At 57.6% G+C, this 20,608-nt stretch carries 20 protein-coding genes and 3 pseudogenes; 12 read left to right on the forward strand and 11 right to left on the reverse strand.

Annotation, left to right across the window (positions count from 1 at the left end; all coding sequences use genetic code 11):
* Nucleotides 1–55: 55 nt before the first annotated feature.
* From JCM25143_RS03010 to JCM25143_RS16355, 5 genes and pseudogenes are all read right to left on the reverse strand, one after another.
* The gene (locus JCM25143_RS03010) at nt 56–1,651 is read right to left on the reverse strand and encodes a cytochrome ubiquinol oxidase subunit I (protein ID WP_025859976.1); all 1,596 of its coding nucleotides are present in this window, start codon (nt 1,649–1,651) and stop codon (nt 56–58) included.
* Nucleotides 1,642–1,959, reverse strand: coding sequence for an ATP-binding cassette domain-containing protein (locus tag JCM25143_RS25085; protein ID WP_081773461.1), 318 nt, complete (start codon nt 1,957–1,959; stop codon nt 1,642–1,644). The genes JCM25143_RS03010 and JCM25143_RS25085 overlap by 10 nt, the downstream gene beginning before the upstream one ends.
* A complete protein-coding gene (locus tag JCM25143_RS24615) occupies nt 1,956–3,236 on the reverse strand; it encodes an amino acid ABC transporter ATP-binding/permease protein (protein WP_267879905.1) in 1,281 nt (426 codons plus the stop codon). The genes JCM25143_RS25085 and JCM25143_RS24615 overlap by 4 nt, the downstream gene beginning before the upstream one ends.
* Nucleotides 3,237–3,442: 206 nt before the next feature.
* Entirely contained in the window at nt 3,443–3,739 is a 297-nt protein-coding gene (locus tag JCM25143_RS23280; protein WP_369347351.1) for an ATP-binding cassette domain-containing protein, read from the reverse strand.
* Between the two features lie 146 nt (nt 3,740–3,885).
* Nucleotides 3,886–5,091: pseudogene (locus JCM25143_RS16355) on the reverse strand (ABC transporter ATP-binding protein/permease); the annotation flags it as partial.
* 300 nt (nt 5,092–5,391) lie between these two features.
* Between JCM25143_RS16355 and JCM25143_RS03035 the strand changes: the two are divergent.
* The 5 genes and pseudogenes from JCM25143_RS03035 (at nt 5,392) to JCM25143_RS23290 (ending at nt 9,070) form a co-directional block, all read left to right on the forward strand.
* A complete protein-coding gene (locus JCM25143_RS03035; protein WP_025859980.1) occupies nt 5,392–6,069 on the forward strand; it encodes a putative quinol monooxygenase in 678 nt (225 codons plus the stop codon).
* Nucleotides 6,070–6,233: 164 nt separating this feature from the next.
* Nucleotides 6,234–7,155, forward strand: a pseudogene (gene nadA / locus JCM25143_RS16360) (quinolinate synthase NadA).
* A 27-nt stretch (nt 7,156–7,182) separates the two neighbouring features.
* Nucleotides 7,183–8,037: a carboxylating nicotinate-nucleotide diphosphorylase gene (gene nadC, locus JCM25143_RS03045; RefSeq protein WP_025859981.1), complete on the forward strand. Its 855-nt coding sequence runs from the start codon at nt 7,183–7,185 to the stop codon at nt 8,035–8,037.
* Nucleotides 8,038–8,123: 86 nt separating this feature from the next.
* Nucleotides 8,124–8,567, forward strand: a complete 444-nt coding sequence (locus JCM25143_RS23285) for a hypothetical protein (RefSeq protein ID WP_234394907.1) — start codon at nt 8,124–8,126, stop codon at nt 8,565–8,567.
* Nucleotides 8,507–9,070 (forward strand): NUDIX hydrolase, encoded by a 564-nt coding sequence (locus JCM25143_RS23290; RefSeq protein ID WP_234394908.1) that lies wholly within the window; start codon nt 8,507–8,509, stop codon nt 9,068–9,070. Before JCM25143_RS23285 ends, JCM25143_RS23290 begins: the two co-directional genes overlap by 61 nt.
* Nucleotides 9,071–9,091: 21 nt before the next feature.
* On the opposite strand, the pseudogene JCM25143_RS16370 reads toward JCM25143_RS23290, so the two are convergent.
* A pseudogene (locus tag JCM25143_RS16370) lies at nt 9,092–10,227 on the reverse strand (THUMP domain-containing class I SAM-dependent RNA methyltransferase).
* Between the two features lie 175 nt (nt 10,228–10,402).
* Here JCM25143_RS16370 and JCM25143_RS03060 point away from each other — a divergent pair.
* Complete coding sequence (locus JCM25143_RS03060; RefSeq protein ID WP_025859982.1) at nt 10,403–11,188, forward strand: inositol monophosphatase family protein; 786 nt, start codon at nt 10,403–10,405, stop codon at nt 11,186–11,188.
* A gap of 24 nt (nt 11,189–11,212) precedes the next feature.
* Here JCM25143_RS03060 and JCM25143_RS16375 read toward each other — a convergent pair whose 3' ends face one another.
* From JCM25143_RS16375 to JCM25143_RS03080, 3 genes are all read right to left on the reverse strand, one after another.
* Nucleotides 11,213–12,055: a DeoR/GlpR family DNA-binding transcription regulator gene (locus JCM25143_RS16375; protein WP_051542804.1), complete on the reverse strand. Its 843-nt coding sequence runs from the start codon at nt 12,053–12,055 to the stop codon at nt 11,213–11,215.
* A gap of 121 nt (nt 12,056–12,176) precedes the next feature.
* On the reverse strand, nt 12,177–13,190 hold the full coding sequence (gene speB / locus JCM25143_RS16380; protein ID WP_408735020.1) for an agmatinase: 1,014 nt from the start codon (nt 13,188–13,190) through the stop codon (nt 12,177–12,179).
* A 111-nt stretch (nt 13,191–13,301) separates the two neighbouring features.
* Nucleotides 13,302–14,276, reverse strand: coding sequence for a LysR family transcriptional regulator (locus tag JCM25143_RS03080; RefSeq protein ID WP_025859983.1), 975 nt, complete (start codon nt 14,274–14,276; stop codon nt 13,302–13,304).
* A gap of 389 nt (nt 14,277–14,665) precedes the next feature.
* Here JCM25143_RS03080 and JCM25143_RS03085 point away from each other — a divergent pair, with 389 nt between their 5' ends.
* From JCM25143_RS03085 to JCM25143_RS03105, 6 genes are all read left to right on the forward strand, one after another.
* Nucleotides 14,666–15,730 (forward strand): ABC transporter substrate-binding protein, encoded by a 1,065-nt coding sequence (locus JCM25143_RS03085; RefSeq protein WP_025859984.1) that lies wholly within the window; start codon nt 14,666–14,668, stop codon nt 15,728–15,730.
* A 63-nt stretch (nt 15,731–15,793) separates the two neighbouring features.
* Nucleotides 15,794–16,321, forward strand: a complete 528-nt coding sequence (locus tag JCM25143_RS22640; protein WP_199897815.1) for an ABC transporter permease — start codon at nt 15,794–15,796, stop codon at nt 16,319–16,321.
* Complete coding sequence (locus JCM25143_RS22645; RefSeq protein WP_199897816.1) at nt 16,252–16,581, forward strand: ABC transporter permease; 330 nt, start codon at nt 16,252–16,254, stop codon at nt 16,579–16,581. Before JCM25143_RS22640 ends, JCM25143_RS22645 begins: the two co-directional genes overlap by 70 nt.
* The gene (locus JCM25143_RS03095; RefSeq protein ID WP_025859985.1) at nt 16,578–17,396 is read left to right on the forward strand and encodes an ABC transporter permease; all 819 of its coding nucleotides are present in this window, start codon (nt 16,578–16,580) and stop codon (nt 17,394–17,396) included. Before JCM25143_RS22645 ends, JCM25143_RS03095 begins: the two co-directional genes overlap by 4 nt.
* Complete coding sequence (locus JCM25143_RS03100) at nt 17,397–18,536, forward strand: ABC transporter ATP-binding protein (RefSeq protein WP_025859986.1); 1,140 nt, start codon at nt 17,397–17,399, stop codon at nt 18,534–18,536.
* 38 nt (nt 18,537–18,574) lie between these two features.
* Nucleotides 18,575–19,339, forward strand: a complete 765-nt coding sequence (locus JCM25143_RS03105; protein ID WP_025859987.1) for an MBL fold metallo-hydrolase — start codon at nt 18,575–18,577, stop codon at nt 19,337–19,339.
* Here the strand turns inward: JCM25143_RS03105 and ureG are convergent.
* The gene (ureG, locus tag JCM25143_RS03110; protein WP_025859988.1) at nt 19,317–19,931 is read right to left on the reverse strand and encodes an urease accessory protein UreG; all 615 of its coding nucleotides are present in this window, start codon (nt 19,929–19,931) and stop codon (nt 19,317–19,319) included. The two genes, JCM25143_RS03105 and ureG, sit on opposite strands and share 23 nt — an antisense overlap.
* Entirely contained in the window at nt 19,928–20,608 is a 681-nt protein-coding gene (locus JCM25143_RS03115) for an urease accessory protein UreF (protein WP_051542817.1), read from the reverse strand. Before JCM25143_RS03115 ends, ureG begins: the two co-directional genes overlap by 4 nt.

Below are 20,608 nucleotides of genomic sequence, written 5' to 3' on the forward strand. Positions count from 1 at the left end.
TTTCCCCAACCATGCGGCGGATTGAAGGTTCCGCCGCGCGTGTTGCTGCTCCCGCTTAATGCGCGATAACCGAGAGCGAGGGTGTGCTGCTTTCCGGGTCATGCGCGCCATGACTTTCCGGGCCAAGCCGTGCGAACTTGAACATCAGGTAAAGTTCCGCCGCGATGAAAATGCTGTAGAGCACGGTAAAACCGGCCAGAGAGAACAGCATGTAGCCCACGCCATGCGACGAAGCGGACATGAAGGTCGGCAGTTTTTCAAACACGGTCCATGGCTGGCGGCCTGCTTCAGCCGTAATCCAGCCGAATTCGGTTGCAAGCACCGGCAGGGGGATGGACCACAGGCACAGCTTGAGAAACAGGGGGTAACGTTCGAGCTGTTTCTTCAGGCTCAGATAGGCAGCCACTGCAAAGATCACAAAGAAATACAGCGACAGGAATACCATGATCCGGAAGGCCCAGAACGTTACGAACACGTTGGGCAGGATATCGGGCTTGGTCTGTTCCACCACGCGGTGCAGCTCTTCGGCCGACATGCCCGAAACATCCTGATTGGGTGCATGGCGGGTTGCCAGAAAACCATAACCCATGTCGCTTTCATGCGCCTGAAACTCAGCCAGATCCTCGGCAAGGTGGCTCTCACCATAGCGTTTGAGGGCAGCAACGGCTGTAATCCCGGATTCAATGCGGGGGCCTGCCTGCTCTTGCAGTTCACGCATGCCGGTAATGGGCGTGTTGAAACTATGGGTGATCAGTGGGGTAAGAACGTAAGGCACCCCAATTTCGAAATAACTTTCCTGCTTGGCGTCATCTGGCAGGGCTGCAAGTATCCAAGGCTCATATGGCGGCTTGCTGGTATGCCACAGCCCTTCGATAGCCGCGATTTTCGTGGGCTGATGTTCATAATCCATCCGGCCCAGAACATCGCCAAGGGTAATGACTGCTACCGTGGAGATAATGCCGAAAATGGCCGCCATGCGGAAAGAGCGCGCGGCAAACTGCCTGTGCTCACGCCGCAGCAGGTAAAAGGCGCTGATTCCCATGACGAAAAGCGACGCCGTGACATAGCCCGCAACCGATGTGTGCACGAACTTGGCCTGAGAGTCCGGGTTGAACACGACCCGCACGAAACTGTCGAAAGTCATCCGCATGGTTTCGGGGTCAAAATGCGCGCCGTCTGGCACATTCATGCTGGCATTGGCCACCAGGATCCACAAGGCCGACAAGTTGGAACCCAGAGCCACAAGATAGGTCACAGCCAGATGCGCCTGACGGCTCAGCCTGTCCCACCCGAAGAACATGATCCCCACGAAGGTGGATTCCATGAAGAAAGCCATCAGGCCTTCGATTGCCAGAGGGGTGCCGAACATGTCGCCAAAAAAGCGCGAATACATAGACCAGTTGGTGCCGAACTCGAACTCCATGGTCAGGCCGGTGGCCACACCCAGAGCAAAGTTGATACCAAACAGCTTGCCCCAGAACATAACCATGTCTTTGTAAATCTGCTTGCCGGTGACGACATAGACCGTCTCCATCGCGGCTAGCATGAAGGTCAGCCCCAGTGTCAGAGGTACAAACATGAAGTGGTAGAGAGCCGTAAGCGCAAACTGGAAGCGCGAAAGGTCAACCACGGAGGGGTTTATCAAATCCATTTTTCAAGACCTTGTAATACGAGAAAACCTGTTTTTCTTTCTTTCAGTTTTTCATGTCTTTTCCCCTTCGGGCCACAATCGCCCTCCTTCAAGGCGCACGACCCTGTCCATGAAAGGCAGTACGCCAGCCTGTGGCTGATACACAGGATGGTTGTCCGGGGGCACGCGGCCAGTAGGGCCTGCATCAGGGCCTGCTCCGTGGCTTCATCCAGCCCTTCGGTCGGTTCATCCAGAACCAGCCAGGGCGTGCGGCGCAGTACGGCTTGCGCAACACAGAGCCTGCGTGCCTGTCCGCCAGACAGCCTCAGCCTTCATTGCCCACGAGCGTGTCCAGACCATGCGGTAATGCGGCGACAAAAGCTGCAAGCTGCGCCACGTTCAGGGCCTCGTTGATATCCGCTTCGCTTGCCTGTGGTGCGGCCAGTAGCAGGTTGTCCCGCAGTGTGGCTGTAAACAGGTGGAAATCCTGCGAGGCGACACTTATCAGTGCGGACAGGGTTTCTGCATCGGTTGTGCTGATATCCACACCACCGAACACGATACTGCCGCTCTGCACCGGCCAGAAATTGAACAACAGGGAAACAAGACTGCTCTTGCCAGCCCCTGACGGGCCGATAATTGCGAGTTTTTCGCCCTGTCTGACCGTAAGGGAAGCGTGATCGAGAACATAAGTGCCCGTATGCGGATAACTGAAGCACAGGTCGCGTATTTCCAGATCATACGGAGCGGCTGGTACTGCGGGAGAGAGGCTGTGTGTGGTATTGCTTTCCCCGCCGCAAGCTGTGAGGCGGGTTGCTCCCAACTGGGTGCGGGCAGAGGCCACACAGGCACCTGGCAGCGCCGAGACAACATCGAAGGCCGCCAGTGTTCCCAGAACCAGCATGGGCACTTCAGGCCCTGCAAGCTGCCCGGTCTGAAAAGCCTGCACGGCAATGCCCAGAACGGCTACAACCGTGGAGAACATCACGAGCGTTACCAGACTGCCCGCCATCCCTTCCCGCGCGGCAATATGTCGGTGGGCGCGTGTCAGGGCTGTCTGGCATGTGGTCAGTTTTGCAACCTGACGAGGCATTGCGCCGAGCACCAGCCACTCGTCCAGCCCATGCAGGGTATCGGCCAGTTCGGCCTGCAACGCGCTGTGGCTTTCAACCGAGCGCTGTATCAGCCCAGACACGGGGCGGGCGAGCAAAGCCCACACGCCCATGGCTGCCAGAATGAGGCCAATACCTAAGGCGGCTGAGGCTTTGGGCAGGAGACACAGGAAAATACCCGTAAAAAACATGCCACATAACAGCGCCCGCCAGCAGGGGGCTGCGACATCCGTATACCAGCCTGCCACTCTGTCCGTATCGCTGACAAAGCGGTTCAGCACATCCCCACCGCGCACAGATACGAGCCCGGCTGGAGCCAGCGGTGCCAGACGGGCATAAAGCCAGCTACGCAGCCTGCCTGTCAGCCGCAGGGCGGTATCGTGTGTGCTGACTTTCTCCAGATAGCGGGCCAGAATGCGGATGGTCGCAAAAAACCGAACGGCTGTTGCGGGGAGCAGAATATTGAAACTCTGCGCAGCAATGGTTCCAGCCAACCCGGCAGTGGCTGCACCGGCCAGAAGCCAGCCAGACAGGGTCAGTAGCCCGAAATTGGCCACGGCTCCGGTGCAGGCCAGCACGACACCAAGCCGCATATGCCACCGCACTGGCCTGAACACTGGCAACCCCATGCCGCCGGACATAAGCAGTGCCGGTATTCCCGAACCGGCGCGGTACACTCCACCGATGGTGTTGGTGTTTTTCATACCGGACAGGCCTCCTGTGCACAGGACAGCAGAACATGGTGGCGTTCTGGTATGGTGCGCTGTGTGACCTGTCCCTGTGCGATATCCAGCACCTGACTGGCGCAGGCCACGAGTTCTGCCTTATGGGTGGCGGCAATAACGATCCGCCCGGGCACGCATTGCTGTATGGCGCGTGTAATGCGCCGGGCACTGAGTGGGTCCAGATCGGCCGTAGGCTCATCAAGCACCAGCACATCGGGTTGGCACAACAAGGCGCGGGCCAGCGCCAAACGCCGTGCCTGCCCCTTGGACAAACGGCAGCCACGCTCGCTACAAGGGTTGCAAACCCTTGTGGCATGGCTTCGATAAACTCCAGAGCATCTGCCATAAGTGCGGCAGCACGCAGGGCCTCGGGCGAGGCATCCGCCTGCCCTATCCGTAGGTTGTCCGCCACGGAACCATAAACAAGCTGCGGCCTTTGCGGCACATAAGCCATGCGTATGCTGCCGCGCGGCACGCTCTGGCCATGAACATCCAGCGCACGCATATTCCCTGCCATGGGTGGGAGCAGACCGAGAATGACGGAGAGCAGCGTGCTTTTGCCGGTCCCGCTGGCACCGGACAGAACACTCAACTGGCCATGGCTGAACGTGCAGCTTACATCCCGCAGGACGATGTCAGTCGTGTCATATGCGGCGCTGACATGCGCACACACAAGGGTTGCAACCTGACTGTCGGGCTCATGGTTTGTGGGGCATTCCACCCCTTGAGCCAGTTCAGGCAAAGCCTGCACACGGGCAATCTGCTCAAGGGCTGCCATGGCGTTCTGCCGGGCATGATAGCTGGCAGAGAAATTACGCAGCGGTGCGAAATATTCCGGTGCCAGCAACAGCACAAGAAAGGCACTGCGAAACTCCACCGTGCCCGCCAGCAGGCGGCTACCGAACACAACCGCAACCAGCGCAATGGACAGAGAGGCAAAAAATTCCAGCGAGGCCGATGTCAGAAAAGCGATTTTCATGACCGACAACGTGGCGCGCCGGTGGGCATCCGCCAGTTCGCCTATTCTCTCAAGGCTTCCCGCAGTCCGCCCGAACAGTCGTAGGGTTTTAAGGCCCCGGAGTGCATCAAGAAAACTGCCTGCCAGCGTGCTCAGGTGGCCCCACTGCCGGTCCATGGCTTTTTGTGCGCTGTATCCGACAAAGACCATGCATACCGGCACCAGAGGGCCCGTGCAGGCCAGAATGACAAAGCTCCAGCCATCCACACCGCATACGACCGCCAGAATGAGCAGCGGCAGAACGACCATCATGGCGGCGCTGGGCACATAACGGGCAAAAAAGGGCTCAAGCGCCTCCACGCCGTCGTCCATTACGGTTAGAATTTGTCCCGCAGGCAGGCGCAGGCTGGCTACCGGCCCGGCCTTGGTCAGATGCTGCAGTAATGTGGTGCGCATGGACGCCACAACCTGCAACCCGGCTTCAGTACCCGCCATGTCGGATGCAAACCGGGCGCTCACACACCCGAACAGACACGCGATGAACAGCCCCAGTAGGCCGCGCTCGGCCCAAAAAGTCCGGGCGTGGAAAACCGTATCATCCACTACATGGGCCAGCACTACAAACTGCCCCACCAGACAGGCCGCCGACACAGCGCCACACGCCACGGACAAAGCCAGCCAGCCGCGCGCTGTGCGTGCCAGCGTCGCTATCTGCCCCCTGCCTCGTGTGTGTTTGCTGCGGTATTCATAGTTACATTTCTAATGTAAGTGTTAATTTACGGAATTAACTTAAGTGTTAAAACATTCGGGGGTCAAGCAAAATTCAGCCCAGAGCAGACCGAGCCCTCTCCCCCGCATCCCGGCATCAGGCTATGCTGCGCCTTAATTTTTCATGTCCGTTTGTTGAAAGGCCGCTTAATGCCCAGACCTGTTGCCGCAATGACACGTCGTCAGGCTTTGGCGACCATGGCCGCATGCGCCGCAATACCCGCCATCGGGCATGCCGCAGCTAGAGAAACGCCTGTCAGAATCGTCACTGTTCTGCCTGTTAAACCGCCAGAGCTGACGGAGTTCCTGCCGGTCATGAAGGAAAATGCACGTGTTGCACGCGCGCATCCCGGCAATCAGGCTTTCAGCGTTTTTATGGATACCGAAAGCCCCGCCACGCTGTATCTATTCGAAAGCTGGGACAGTCTGCCCGACCTGGCTGATTTCATGAAAACCGATACCCAGCAGGCGCTGGCAACCCTTGAGCAAAGCACGCTCTCAGGCGAAGCGCTCAGCCTCCACCTGTCAGATGTACCTGACACCCCAGCGTATAATGGCAGCCCGCTTGAAACGACCGAGGATGCCCAGACCCTTGTGGTCAGGTTTCAGGTCCGCCCGCAGGAGCGCGCGGCTTTTATTGCCGCTTTCCATGATGTCATTCCCATCGTGCGGCTGATCGGCACACCGAAGCGTACGACCTTTTCCATGTTGGTGGTCGACCGGATAATTTCATTCTTCTGGGGCGCTGGCATGATGCAGCTGCTTATGAAAAATACCAGCGCCAGCCCAGTATCAGAAAACTGCGTCAGATCTTGCCAGCCATGCTCAAACGCGCCTCCGAACGCCATGAACTGCACGATGTCACGATTTAGCTAAGCCCCCGCGGATACGGCAGGCACGAGAATGTGTGCATAAAGCTGTTGCGGTACGCCTGACCCTGTTATACTCAAACTGAGCAATATGGTCAGACAAGGATCACCGTGGTGACAACACTCCTTTCCGACAGCCGCGATGCTCTGTACAGGCCGGTTTCGCGTATTATGCGCCGGGATCAGTGGGAGCAGCTTTATGCTGAGGATATTGAGGTCATTCAGCGCCTCAAAAAACAGCATAACGCCGTTATTCTCGCGCATAATTACCAGACCCCGGAAATCTTCCATTGCGTTGCTGATATTCGTGGCGACAGTCTGGCGCTGGCCCGTGCCGCGCAGGATGTTGAGGCCGATATCATTGTCATTGCCGGGGTGCACTTCATGGCGGAAACCGCCAAGCTGCTGAACCCGGATAAAATCGTGCTGATTCCAGATGCAGCCGCCGGGTGCTCTCTCGCGGAAGGTATTACGGAAGCCGATGTGCTGGCACTCAAACAGGCAAACCCCGGTGTGCCGGTTGTTACCTATGTAAACAGTTCCGCTGCCGTTAAAGCGCAGAGTGATGTCTGCTGCACATCCGGCAATGCCCGTAAGGTGGTGGAAAGCCTCGGTGTGCCGCGCGTGATCATGATCCCTGACGAATTTCTGGCCCGGAATATCGAGGCTGAAACAGGGATTGAGATGATTACATGGCCAGCCCATTGCGAGGTGCATGAGCGCTTTACCCCGCAGGAAATCCGGCAGTACCGTAGGCTGCATCCCGGTGTTACGGTCATGGCGCACCCGGAGTGCCCGCCCCCGGTGCTGGCTGAGGCGGATTGCGCAGGGTCCACCGCCCAGATGTCACAATACATCAGAGCATAGCCCCGAAAAAATCCTGCTGGTGACGGAATGCTCCATGAGTGACAATCTTTCGGTCGATTTTCCCGAAACCGAATTTGTGCGGCCGTGCAATCTATGCGCTCACATGAAGCGCATCACCCTGCCCACCATCCGCCGTGCCCTTGAAACCATGCAGACACAGGTGAACATTCCACAGGACATCGCGGCGAATGCCCGGCGGGCTGTGGAGCGGATGCTCGCAGTCTGACACGTTCACTGAAACGGATAACCTGCCATGTTTCTTCCCCCGCTTCCCTTGCCATTATGGGAGGGTGTGATCCGCACGGCCTTGCTGGAAGATCTGGGCACGGCGGGTGATGTCACCACGCAGGCCCTACTGCAGCCGGGCCAAAGGCTGAAAGCAACATTCCGCGCGCGCGAGCATGGTGTGCTGGCAGGGCTGGAAGGAGCGAGGCTGGCTTTTGCCCTGCTGGCCCCGCACAGCAGCTTTATTCCTCACATGCAGGATGGCGCGGCCATAAAACCGGGCGATGTGTTGGCCACAGTGGATGCCGGGGCCGAAACCGTGCTGGCTGGCGAGCGTACTGCCCTTAACCTGCTTTCGCATCTGAGCGGCATTGCCAGCATTACCAGTCAGGTCGTGACCGTTATCGCCGCAACGAAAGCACGCGTGTGCTGCACACGTAAAACCCTGCCGGGGTTACGGGCCGTGCAGAAATATGCCGTGCGGGCTGGGGGTGGTTCCAACCACCGTTTCAGGCTGGATGACGCCATCCTTATCAAGGACAATCATCTGGCGCTCGCCGGTGGGGATGTCGTCCATGCCTTGCGGGCCGCTCGCGCGCATGCGGGGCATCTGGTCAGTATAGAGCTGGAAGTGGATACACTGGAGCAGCTTGAAGCGGCACTGACTTGCAATGTGGCCGATGCCTATCTACTGGACAATATGCCGCCAGCGACACTCCGCACGGCTGTCAGTATGATTGGCGGCCGTGCCATTGCTGAGGCTTCGGGCGGAATTACGCCCGCCAATGCGCCGGAAATTGCGGATACAGGCGTTGATATCCTGTCTCTGGGGTGGCTGACGCATAGTGTGAAGGCGCTCGATATCGGTCTGGATATAGACTGAGCTTTTCCTATTTTTGCGCTTGCATATGCCCCGCTGGCTGCTACACGAACCTTTGATCGGTATCGGTGAGGGGAAAACGCATTCATATGCAGACTCCGGCCCTTTGCGAGACGGAACTGGTGGCCGTTCTGGTGTGTCTGGAACGGGGTGCACCCCATGTCTTTACGCTCAATAATGGCGCTATTCTGCCTTCTGGCCCGCTCATGCCGGGCCAGTTATCGCTCCAGAAAAGTTTGCGAGAATGGGTGCGCCAACAAACCGGTATCCAGCCCGGTCATACGGAGCAGCTTTACACTTTTGCTGACACCCATTTGGGCGATGGGCACCGCCGGGTGCGGATTTCCTATATGACCTGCCTGCCTCCTACGGCTGAAAGGCTGGAGGGGGATCACCGCCCACACACAGCCGCGCTGCTTGATATAGAGGCTCAACCAGCGGACCCACTGGTGTCATTTTATACCTATTTCCCGTGGGAAGACCGCAGAAACCCAGCTCATGCCGCGCTGATTGCTCCCCTTCTGGAAGGCTGAAGCGCTGGGCTGCTCAGGACCCTGCCCGGCAGCAGCGCTGCGCCATAACATTCGGGCTGGCGGGTCACGCATGGAATGATGAACTGGCCCTCTCTCGCTACGAACTCTTGTGGGAGGTTGGCCTGATACCAGAATCCTGCACACAGGCTGAGCCAGAACGGGTTACCGGACTTTCCATGCAGCATGACTACCGCCATGTTCTGGCAACCGCCCTCTCACGCATCCGCGCCAAAATCCGCTATACATCGATCGTGTTTGATCTTCTGCCGCGGTATTTTACGTTGCTGCATTTGCAACAGGCCATGGAGGCGCTGGCAGGCCGCCCCATGCACAAACAGAACTTCAGGCGTCTGGTTCTCCAACAGGGATTGCTGGAAGAAACCGAACAGATGGATTTTTCTGGTCCCGGTCGCCCCGCGCGCTTATATGCGGCAGATAATCAGGGGCAGGATAACTGCTATCTTGCCGGAGCCAAAAGCCCCTTGCCTGATCTTGTCTGGTAGACTGAACGAGCCAGCAAGACGTTACGGCAGCGGCCCTGTCTGAAACAGCGATACGCGTAGCCCACCATGGGGCACTGGCGCACGCATGGGTAGAAATGGCAGCCCGGTTTCCCGTGCAAGGTCAGGTGCTGCGGTAACAAAAGCTGCACGCCAGCCGCTGAACCGTTCGCGCAAAACCTGTCCGAAAGCCCGATAAAGCGGCACAAGGCTGCGTGGGTCTCCCAGTCTGGTGCCATAGGGTGGGTTGCAGATCACCAGCTTTTGGCCTTCGGGGGGCGAGAGTGCACTGATTGGCGCGGTTTCAAACGTGACATAAGGCTCCACCCCTGCCCGCGTGGCATTGGCCATGCTCATGGCAGCGGCTCCTGCATCGCGGTCGCTGCCATAAAACCGGACGGACGCACGCGCTGGCTATTAACGCTGCGCATGCGCTCCCATGCCTGTGCATCGAACGTGGCAAGCTCTTCAAAGGCGAAATGCCGCCCACGGCCGGGGTTAAGCCGGGCGGCGATTTCAGCGGCCTCAATGATAAATGTGCCTGAGCCGCACATGGGATCGACGACCGGTTCTGTTCCATCATAACCGCACTGGCGCAGGAAAAGGGCTGCCATGGTTTCGCGCAGGGGGGCGCGGTTCACGGCCTGCTTGTAACCGCGCCGGTGGAGCAGTTCACCCGATGTGTCGATGCTCAGGGTGCATTCGTCCCGCTCAATGCGGGCACGGATAACCAATGCGGCATCTCGCTGGCAGGGAGCACCCAGTGTTTCGGTTATGGCGCGGCTGATCCGCTCGGCGGCAGCGCCCGCATGGTAGATGCGTGATGCAGCGCAATGGGCCTCAACACGAAAGGGTATCTCTGGCCGCAGCAGGGATGCCCATGGGGTGCGCCTGGCCAGATGGTCAAGCTGGGCAAGATGCACAACCCGGAACGTATCGATACGCGCCAGAACGCGGCTTGCGCCCCGCACCCACAGATTGGCCCGCCAGACTTCCGGCCAGCCGCCGCGCAATACAACACCGCCCGGCACGGCTCTGGGGCGTTTGAAGCCCTTGAGCCGAACCTCATCACAGAGTGTGTCTTCAAAACCCGGCGCGGTCGCCAGAAAGATTTCAAAGTCCTCGGGTTTTGTTTCTGTAGTGGGTGTATGCGTCGTCATGGCGTCTGCATGGCAGGAAGCGGAGAAAACGGCAATTCTTTTCCTGCTCCATTATGGCGCTTAAAGCTCAATGCGCGCAAAACAACATATAGCCTCGTTTTTTGTTGTATTTATTGTTTTTATGTGGCTTTACTCGGCGGATATCGCACACAAAACAGCAGGCGGACCCCAGATCATGACCCAGCCGGATATTGCCAGCATTGCATCCTGCGCCATGGAACTGGCAAATACCGCCCGTGCGCTGGCGCGCACGCATTTTCGTCAGGTCACAGCCTATGACCGCAAGGCAGATGATAGCCCGGTTACGGTCGCGGACAGGGCGATAGAAGCCGCACTGCGCGCCATACTGCTGGAGCGTTTTCCTGAACATGCCATTTTGGGTGAGGAAGAAGGCCTGAGCGGGGATAGCCGTAATCTGTGGGCGCTCGACCCTATTGACGGCACTAAGAGTTTCATGACCGGATTTCCGCTTTTCGGGGCTTTGATTGCGTTTACCCGTGACAGGCTTCCCACTCTGGGCGTGATAGAAATTCCCGCCACGGGAGAACGGTGGAGCGCATATTCAGGGCAGACTTTCTTTGCTCAGGACGGACAGGAACACAGGGTTTCTGTCAGTGCCTGTCAGTCCCTTGAAAATGCGCGGGTTTATACGACCTCTCCCGACTGTTTTTCCGCGGCGGATCTTGAGCGCTATAATAGCCTGAGCCGGCAGGCTGCGGTCAGGCGTTATGGCGGAGACTGCTATATTTACGGTCTTTTGGCTTCAGGCTTTTGTGATCTGGTGGTTGAGGCCTCTCTTCAGCCATATGATTACTTGGCTCTGGTGCCTGTGGTGCAGAATGCTGGCGGTATCATTACGGACTGGCAGGGGCAGCCTCTGGGGCTGCATTCGACCGGGCAAGTCGTTGCTGCGGCAACCCCTGCGCTGCATGCCCGCGCATTGGACACTCTGAATGCCTGAATAACTTTGGCTGTCCCAAAGGGGTCAGTTTTCTTGGCGGGAGGCTGTAGCCCCTTCTTTTTCGGGTATGATGATCTTCACCCCTTCCTCCGCGCAACGCGCCGTGAAGGGTTCGGGTGGGGGAGCGCTGGTTACAATGGCGTCCACCGCGCCAAGCTGGCAGACTTTGACTGGAGCCTCGCGCCGGAATTTGCTTTCATCCGCGATAATCCATGTTTCCTGCGCCTGCTGTAGTGCTGCCTGAGCAAAATCCGCCTCAAACAGGTGGAAATTGCCAAACTCTCCATCAAGGCTAATCCCTGCAACGGACAGAATGGCGTAGCGGACCTGAAACTGCTGGATAAAGCTGATAACCGACGGGCCTGTGGCTGTTCCGTCTTCCCCCGATAATTCGCCCCCTGCCATGAAAACGCGGTTACCATTGCGGGCCGCCAGCCGGTAGGCGATCTGCACGGAATGCGTAATGACAGTCAGGTTGGAATGGTTCAGAAGGGCCTCGGCCACGTAGGCTGATGTTGTGCCGTTATCAAGAATGAGGCTGTCACCATCGCGAATATGGGCGCGCACACTTTCAGCTACGGCTTTTTTGGCCAGATAGTTGATATGCATACGCCGTTGGAAAGGAGGTTCCTCCCGCCCTTCAGGCACCATGACCCCACCATGAAAGCGTGTCAGCACCCCCATGGCCAGCAAAGGGGGAATATTGCGCCGGATGGTTTCTGTGGACACATCAAGCTCGGTTGCCAGATCGGTAATACTGCAACTGCCTCTGGCCCGTACGGCTGCATGATCGCGTTCTGGCGTTTGAGAGACATGGTGCCGGGCCTTTTTTCGCAGTTTTATGCAAATCCGGGCAAATTCTAACAAAAAGCTTGTAGCGGCACCATGATTTCCAACAAAATATTATGGTTTTGTGGCCTTGTCTCCAACAGGTTGGGCTGCTCCTGTTATGCTTTGCCTGTCTGACCTGCCGCGATCCGCCCTGCGGTCAGGCAGAAAATCTCGAACAGGATCTGGCTGCGGCATGGGCGGTGTTGGTGGTTGAATCGTATTGAGGAGCAACCTCCACAACATCACCACCCACTACATTCAGCCCATCCAGCCCGCGCAGGATTTCGAGGGCCTCGCGCGTGGTCAGCCCGCCAATTTCGGGTGTGCCAGTGCCCGGAGCAAATGCCGGGTCCAGACAATCCACGTCGAATGTGACGTAAACGGGCCCATCGCCCACCACGCGCCTGACTGTCTCGATAATGGCGGGCGCGCCCAGATGCGGCACCTCCTCACCATGGATAACGGTCATGCCGGAATCCTTGGAGAACTCCCAAAGATACTCCGAAGCCCCACGGATACCGATCTGCACGCAGCGTGTGGGGTCCAGAACGCCTTCCAGCACCGCATGGCGGAACGGTCCACCATGATGGAATTTCGCCCCTTCGTAATTGCCGCCGGTATCGCAATGGGCATCAAAATGCACCATGCCCACGGGCCGCTCTGCTCCCAGTGCTTTCAGAATGGAGTAGCTGATGGAGTGATCGCCCCCGACAGAAAGCGGGATCACACCGGCTTTGGCCAACACATGATAAAAGGCCTGAATATCTTCATGAGACTGCTCAAGGCTGAAACGGCTACGAAACGGCACATCCCCGATATCCGCAGCCCGGCACAAGGCCGCAGGCTGGCGGTGCATTACATGGTTATACGGGCCAATGCGCTCCATTTCGCGTACCGCCCGTGGGCCAAAGCGTGCACCTGAGCGGTTGGTCACTCCCAGATCCATGGGTACGCCCACGACGGCTACATCCAGTTCTGCCAACGTATCGGGGGTTACGGTAGGCTGGTAAGGCAAGCCCATAAAGGTTGGTACGCCGGAATAGGGTTTGGCACGGCTGGCCCCGGCGGAAAACTGACCTTCCGCTACAGCACGGAATTCAGGCGTATGCACCGTCTCGCCAGCGGCACCACCATATTTTTTACGCAGGGCATCAAGTTTTTCGGTGCTCATGGGATTTTTCCTTGTCAGGCCGGAGCATGGCGCGTTCCAGAATGGGATGGGCGAATAGACCATAGATGCCGGATTGGAAAAATCGGTTAGTCAGAACGTTCAGTTTGATGTTCATTGACATATCGGCCTGTCGCTCAGGCAGGCACGATACGTTTCAGCCCAGACCTTCAGCCTGTAGCCTTCGGGCATATCGAGATGGACTGCCGCCAGATCAGCCAGAAAGGCCCGCGCAATTTCACTGACATGCTGGCGCTGGCGTGTCACCACGTGGAATGTGACTTCGTATTGCAATGCCTGCATGTTCAGGGCGGCCATCAGGCCCTGTCGGCAATAAGGCAAGGCAAAATGCTGGGGCAGAAAGGCCAGATGGTGCCCGGACAGCACCAGCATGGCTAGAGCCTCCATGTTGTCGGCAACGGCCGTGATATGGCGTGGCTGGGTGGGAAAAACGGTTTCTGGCAAGGGGTAACTGCGCCATGCCCAGTCGTAATCCCAGGCCTGCGGTGTTGAGATTTCTCCCACCTGCGCGAACAGGGGGTGCTGCTGGCCGCAATAGGCTACCTGCCGCTCCAGAAACAACGGGGTAAAGTGCAGGCTGGCAGTTCTGTGCCAGAAATACCCGATTGCAATATCCAGCTCACCGCTCAGGAGCTGCTCTTCCATGGCGCTGGGAGAACAGACTTTGATAAACAGGCGTACCGCTTCATCACGCTGGCGAAAGCGCGCAATGGCATGGCTTATCCGGCTGTTTTCGCTGAATGGCGTATGCCCGATCATGCCAATCCTGAGCGCGCCCACCAGCTTGCGGTCCATATTGCGGGCCTGCATGCTGAAATCTTCCACCGCTCCGACAAGGGTGCGAGCAAGCTCCGCAAAACGTAGGCCTTTGGCTGTGAGCCTGAAACCACCGCGGCCTCTCTCACACAGCCGGAACCCCAGCCGGGTTTCGAGGGTGGCAAGCTGTGTGCTGATGGTGGACTGCCCGACATTCAGGCTGCCCTGCGCTACGGAAATGCCCCCTGCATCTACAATCGCCAGAAAAACCCGGATCAGCCTCAGATCGAGGTCACTCAATGTGCCGAGCATGGTTCAGGCCGCTTTGATAGAAATCAATGTAAATATCCGCATAATCTGGCACCCCCGAAACGATCTGGCCTATGCCCTCCTATAGCATGGTGTTCTTGCTGTGAGAAAGTGATGAAGGAGTGGAAACAAAACCTATGGTATCACAGGATTTTTTCTTGTTTTTCCATCGAAAACAGGCGTGATCAGGAATGCTGATGTTGCCGTAATGCCCTGTGCTGATAAAACATTCATAAAGCTCGATGCAAAGATCGCAAGAAGAGCATTCAAAAAAATGCCGTTCCGCGCTTATCGTTGTATCAGCTTCGACCGGGGCACCTCCTGCCAAGCTGAAACACCGTGTCAAACGCCCGCCATTGTATCGATATCATTCCGAACGGAGAGCCTGCATCATGACCCGTTACCGTATCGGCCTGCCCCTTCTTGTTGCCTGTACGTTTCTCTCCGGCTGGGGAGCCTCCGCACGGGCTGAAACAGGTGCCCTGAATGTTCTGACATGGTGCGACCATGAAGACCCAGCCCTGCTTGAGCCGTTTGAAAAAGCCCATAACGTCAAGGTTCATTACAAGGATATCGACAGCACCGGAGCAGCACTGGCCGTTATCCAGCAGTCTCACCCCGGAGACTGGGACGTGCTGGTGCTTGATGAAACCGATACCGGCCGACTAGCCGATATGGGGCTGCTGTCAGCGCTGGATCCGGCTGACTTCCCCATGGCGGACCTGTTTGAAGGGGTTAGTAGCCCCGCGTTGAATGTTGTCAAAGGCAAGATGTATTCCGTGCCGGAAAAATTCGGCTACAACGCGGTGGCCTATGATTCTGCGCATATCAAGGCGCAGGCTCTTGCCGATATTCAGGTGCCATGGAGTGCCGAATATAAAGACCGCATCGCCATTTACGACTATTATGTGCCCATTATCGCCTATGCCGCTCAGGCACTGGGCAAGGACCCTGAACATCTGACCGATGCGGACCTGCCTGCTCTACGCGATAAACTGGCGGCCCTGCGGCATAATGCTGCCCTTGTAGGTGATATCACCACCACCCAGCAGGCGCTTGCTACCGGGCAGGTTGATATTTTGGTTGGCGGCGGCGAATGGGTGACAGCCGGCATGCATAAGGACCGGCCCGATCTGGCCTATCTTGTGCCCAAACAGGGTGGCATACGCTGGCAGCAGGGCATCGCCGTTTTTGCCTCTTCTGGCCACAAGGATCTGGCAACGGCTTTTGCCAAATACATTCTCACTCCTGAAGCGCAGGCCAAGCTGGCAACGTCAAGCTGCTACTGGGGTATGCCAGCCAACCGCAAAGCCGTGCTGAGTGAGGCGGATAAAACCATTCTGCAATGGGCACAGCAGCCCGCCTATATAGCGCGCACGGCAACATATCCGCAGCTTACGCCCGCCTTTGACAAGACGCTCCAGAAACTCTGGACCGAAGTTATGCAGAATGAATAAAATGCGCAGCCTGTCACGACGGGAGAGCCTTCCGGGCCTCCTGTTTGCCTCCCCTGCCCTGTTGTGCTGGTGGCATTTTTTGCCGCTCCTCTGCTGGCCATGGTCGCGGTGAGCCTGCGAGACAGTACAACAGGACAATACGGGATTGGCAATTTCGTTCAGGTTTTTACTGAAAAAGCCTATACGGATGCTCTTTTCAATTCCCTGACCCTGACAGCTATTGTCACGCTGGCCAGTCTCGCGCTGGCCTACCCGCTGGCGTATTCCATTGCCTCGCTGCGTTCAGCACGTTTGCAGCGTCTTGCGCTCACTTTTGCGGTGCTGCCGTTCTGGACATCCTATGTCGTGCGATCCTACGCATGGTTGCTGGTGCTGGCGCCTACCGGGCCACTCAATGCGGTGCTGCTGGCAACAGGCTTATCCACACGCCGCTCAGGCTCGCATACAGCACTGTCGCCACCGAAATCGGGTTTGTGCATTTTTTCATTATGCTTGATACACTCACGATTTATGCCTCTCTTGTGCAGATCAATCCGCGTCTGGCACTGGCTGCGCGTGATCTGGGGGCGTCTGCCCTGCGCACATTCCTGAGTGTCACGCTCCCGCTGAGCATACCCGGTATTGCCGTGGGGGCCTTTCTGACTATTGTTCTGTGTATCGGGGATTATGTTACCCCGCAGATACTGGGCGGCATGCGCGCCATTGTCCTGCCTCAGACCGTAATGATGCAGATACAAAAACACCTTGATCTGCCAATGGCCTCTGCCATGTCTCTGGTTCTGACGGTCGTTATGGCGCTGGCTTATCTGGCATTGTACCGGTTTCTCAGAACCGAGGAGCCCGGACGATGAGTGCTGTGCAAAAACGCAGTTTTGACGGGTGGCGAAATCTGGCCTGCAAGGGACTGACGGTTTCCTATATGGCGGCCTGTTTCTGCTTCATTTTTGCACCGGTTGCGGTTCTGGTGCTGTTTTCCTTTCAGGATGGCCGCCTGCCGGTGCCTCCGTTTCATGGGCCGACGCTGTATTGGTATGGGCAGGCCTTAGCTAATGGCCGCCTGCTTTCCGCTATGGGGCATTCCTTTCTTGTCGGCGCGGGTTCTGCTTTTCTGTCCGTTCTGCTGGGGTTTCTCGCGGCCTATGGTCTGGCGCGTTATCGTTTTCGTGGACAAGCACTGGTGCGGGGTATTCTGGTGCTACCCATGGCGGTTTCCTACCTGATTGTGGGTATGGGGCTGCTGGTTATGGCCTCGTGGCTGAATATTGCCCCCTCGCTCTGGCTGGTGTGCATTTCACATGTTGTCATCAACATGCCGCTGGCTTTTGCTATCTGCTCGGCCCAGTTCAACCCCGCGCAGGTACGTATGGAAATGGCAGCGGGCGATCTTGGGGCATCCCTGCCGCGTGTGTTGTTGCAAATTACCGTGCCAATGATGGCCCCTGCCCTAATTGCTGCCTTCATCCTCTGTTTTACCCTTTCATGGGACGAGTTTCTGACGGCGTTCCTGCTCAGCCGCTTTGACATCACTCTGCCGGTTGCCATCTGGGGGCTGCTGCGTGGCGGGCTGAATCCGCAGACCAATGCCATTGGTTCCATGGTTTTCTTCGGTGCCGCCGCCCTTGCACTGGGCGCGGAATATCTCATGTTCCGAAAAAAGAGTTCCTGAATGACGGTTTCGCATTCCTCTCCCTCCTCCACGGCCCATCTGGCGGTGGAGGCTGTTTCCAAGCACTATCCGGGGCAGACCGCGCTGGAGACCGTCTCGCTGCATGTGGAGCGTGGCCGTTATGTTGTGCTGCTTGGCCCTTCGGGTAGCGGCAAAACTACACTGCTTTCCCTTATTGGCGGTTTTACGCTGCCCAGTTCGGGCATTATCCGCATTGGCGGGCAGGACGTGACAGACCTGCCGCCTGCAAAAAGGCCTACAACAACCGTCTTTCAGGATTACGCGCTGTTTCCGCATATGACGGTTGCGGCCAATATCGAATTCGGCCTGAAACTGCGCGGGTTGAAAGCAGATGCGCGCAAAACCCGCGTGGCGGAAATGCTTGAGCTCGTAGGGCTCGGCCAGCATGGTGAGCGTAGCATTCAGGCCCTGTCTGGCGGGCAACGCCAGCGCGTGGCTCTAGCACGGGCTTTGGCGGTGGAACCCGAAATCCTGCTGCTGGATGAGCCACTCGGTGCGCTTGATCTGGCCCTGCGCCGCCAGATGCAGGACGAACTGCACCGTATCCAGCGCCAGATGAACCGCACATTCGTGCATGTGACCCATGATCAGGAAGAAGCCATGGCGCTGGCAGACCTGATTGTTGTCATGAGCCATGGTCGCATTGAGGACATGGGACCACCACGTCGCGTGTATATGCGCCCGGCAACGCGCTTTGCGGCTACGTTCATGGGCGAAAGCACCCAGATCGAAGGCCATATTCACGCGCAGGATGGTCAGGTTATCACGCTTGAAACCGATATTGGCCTGCTGCGCGGCATGGCAGCCCCCATGAGTGGTGCCCTGACCGACAACCCGGCCGACACGCAGGGGCGCATATGGCGCACGGGCGACAAGGCCGTGGCGATTATCCGGCCTGAGAACATCAGAACTGTTGCGCAAAACGGACAGGCCATGGGACAGGCACTTGTATGCGAAACTGTTTTTCAGGGTAATTATGTCAGGGTTTTCGCCCGTTCTGAAACCGGGCAGAGCTTTGTGCTGCATAGCCCGGCACGGCAGGTGCCCGCCAGCGGCGAAATCATTACCCCGTACGCCCTGATGGAAGATATTACTATCGTACCCGCGCAGGAAAACTAGGTTCTTCCCGCTCAACAGCAGCGCAGAAAGGGGATGCCATGGCAGGCTTCATTGCCCATGACAGATGGTATGAGACCATTTCCTATGCCGATGGGATAACGCTTATCCATGAGCCATGGATAAAGCCCTTTTTCCGCTGCAATATGTGGCATGTACGCGGGCGGGATTACGATCTGCTGTTCGATAGCGGGCTGGGTGCGGTGCCTTTGCGCAGGCATGTCAGCCTACTGGCGGAACGGCCTGTGCTCTGTGTCGCAAGTCACGCCCATTTTGACCATATCGGCTGCCATCACGAGTTTGAACACTGCGCAATCCATGGAGCAGAAGCCTCTATCCTGCAAAACCCTGATGGCGAGCATACCTTGGCAGCGTTCTATGCAAACGAGGAAATGTTTGACGCCTGCCCGCAGGGTTGGAACACGCAGCAATACAGGGTTACCGGTGTCACGCCCTCGCGCCTGCTTGGACAGGGTGATGTTATCGATCTGGGCAACAGGGCTTTTGAAGTTCTGCACACACCCGGCCACTCACCGGGTGGGATAGCCTTGTGGGAGAAGGCAACAGGCACCCTGCTTTCGGGTGATGTGGTGTATGATGGCCCCCTACTGGATGATACCTATCATTCTTCTGTGCCCGACTATGTCTCGACGCTGGAAAAGCTTGAGACAATGCCAGTGAGTATCGTGCATGGGGGGCATTTCCCCAGTTTTGGGGCGGTGCGTTTCCGCCAGCTCTGCGCGGAGTATATAGAGGGCCGTCGCAAAGCTGGCTGTCCTGTGGCTACAGCCCACCCTGTTCGATAATAAACCGGGCGATGGCCTCAACGCCTTCACCGGCGCGGATATTGGTGAACACAAAGGGGCGTTCGCCGCGCATGCGGCGGCTGTCACGGTCCATAACAGCCAGATCAGCCCCCACATGTGGGGCCAGATCGATCTTGTTGATCACCAGTAGGTCGCTGCGGGTAATGCCCGGCCCGCCTTTGCGCGGAATTTTGTCACCAGCCGAAACATCGATGACGTAAATGGTCAGGTCCGCCAGTTCCGGGCTGAAGGTAGCGGCTAGGTTATCGCCCCCGCTTTCGACCAGAATAAGCTCCAGCCCCTCAAAACGCGCCGTCAGCTCGGCAACACCGGCCAGATTGATGCTCGCATCCTCCCGGATAGCCGTATGGGGGCAGCCACCGGTTTCAATCCCCATAATGCGCTCTGACGGCAGGGAGCCAGCACGGGTCAGGAATTCAGCATCTTCGCGGGTATAGATGTCATTGGTTATGGCTGCGATATTGTAGTCTGCCCGGAAATGGCGGCATAGCGCATCCATCAGCGCAGTCTTGCCCGTGCCTACTGGCCCACCAATGCCGACCCGTAGCGGGCCGTATTTTGCTTTTGTCATGTTCTGAAAAGCCTCGTTCCCTGTGTTTCGTGGTGCATGGCCGCTAGATCCGAGCGGAAACACGCCGTGCCCACATCATCCAGCCCACATTGTTCCGTCTGTCGTGCCGCTTCCAGTATGGCCTTTTCCAGCCGGGCCTGCGCGCGCAGGCCATCGGTCTGGCCAAGCGGCACAAGCCTGACAGCGGCAGAGACCAAAGCCGCGACCGCCATGTGCCCGGCAGCCTGTACCGCCTGCCGGGCATGCGCACCACCTCGGCGAAAAACAGCCCCCTGTGCAACAGGTAGCGGCCAGCGCGTGGCAGGGTTACGCGCTAGCATAAGACTGTCATCCCATACTGATGCGGCCTTGAGAAAAGCCTCGCCCTGATAAACCGTTTCCTCATACCGCTCACGTGAGGAGGTACAGGCGCAGGCATATGCGGCAATTTCTTCCAATTGCCGTATATCCTGCCCAGCCAGCCAGGCATGACGGACGAAAATCATATCCACCCGCAAACTGCCATAAGCCAGCAAAGCGCTGATCCAGTCCACTAGGCTATCGAGTGCCGTGATGTCTCCCGTTTCCACTGCCCATTCCAGCGCATGGCTGTAGGCAAAGCCGCCGGTTGGAAATGCTGGAGAAACCCATGAAAGCAGGCACAGGAAATCCTGCCCGTTGCCGTTGCTTTCTACCAT

The organism is Acetobacter papayae JCM 25143 (assembly GCF_000613285.1).
GTDB classification, from domain to species: Bacteria; Pseudomonadota; Alphaproteobacteria; order Acetobacterales; family Acetobacteraceae; genus Acetobacter; species Acetobacter papayae.